1 protein-coding gene and 1 pseudogene are annotated in these 1,100 nt (G+C 36.4%); both read left to right on the forward strand.

The window, feature by feature from the left end; translation table 11 throughout:
* Window positions 1–546: deoxyribose-phosphate aldolase (gene deoC, locus ACFVU3_RS40195; protein WP_390073729.1), on the forward strand; the 546-nt coding region annotated here is incomplete at its 5' end.
* A gap of 26 nt (window positions 547–572) precedes the next feature.
* Window positions 573–1,100: pseudogene (locus tag ACFVU3_RS40200) on the forward strand (thymidine phosphorylase); the annotation flags it as partial.

Consider the following 1,100-nt stretch of genomic DNA (forward strand, 5'->3'; position numbering starts at 1 on the left):
CAAACTCATGTTAGTTATGCAAGTCAAAAATTACTAGATACAGATGTACTTGTGTGTACTGTAATCGGATTTCCATTAGGGGCAACTACGACTGACGTAAAGGTCTTCGAAACTGAAAATGCAATTAAAAATGGTGCTTCAGAAATAGATATGGTTATTAATATTGGGGCTTTAAAAGATCAACGCTATGATGAAGTGCAAAAAGATATTGAGGGTGTTATCGCAGCTGCTAATGGAAAAACAGTTAAAGTGATAATTGAAACAGTACTTTTAACTGATGAAGAAAAAGTTAAGGCTTGTGAATTAGCTGAAAAAGCAGGCGCTACTTTTGTTAAAACATCTACAGGATTTGCTGGTGGGGGAGCTACACCAGAAGACGTCAAATTAATGAAAGATACTGTAGGCAACCGCTTAGAAGTAAAAGCATCTGGAGGAGTGAGAAGTCTAGAAGACTTCGAAAAAATGATTGAAGCAGGTGCGACAAGAATTGGTGCAAGTGCGGGAGTCCAAATTATAGAGGGTCTTGATTCCAACTCAGATTATTAAAAGATTCATTTAAGGGAATGATTTTTATGAGAATGATAGATATTATTGAGAAAAAACGTGACGGACATGCGCTAACAGAAGAAGAGATTGAATTTTTTATTAATGGTTATACGAAAGGTGACATCCCTGATTATCAAGCTTCGAGTTTAGCTATGGCCATCTTTTTCCAAGATATGAACCAAGAAGAAAGAGCAGCAATGACGATGGCAATGGTTAATTCAGGAGATAAGATTGATTTATCTCAAATTAAAGGCGTAAAAGTGGATAAGCACTCGACTGGTGGTGTGGGAGATACGACAACACTAGTATTAGCGCCTTTAGTAGCGTCATTGGGTGTACCTGTAGCTAAAATGAGTGGTCGTGGTTTAGGTCATACTGGTGGAACGATTGATAAATTAGAATCAGTAAATGGTTTTAATGTAGAGATAAGTGAACAAGATTTTATTAAACTTGTTAATGAAAATAAAGTTGCTGTGATAGGTCAATCTGGAAATTTAACACCAGCTGATAAAAAACTATATGCACTAAGAGATGTGACGGGTTCTGTTAATTCT

It is taken from the genome of Streptomyces sp. NPDC058052 (assembly GCF_042885515.1).
Lineage (GTDB): Bacteria > Actinomycetota > Actinomycetes > Streptomycetales > Streptomycetaceae > Streptomyces.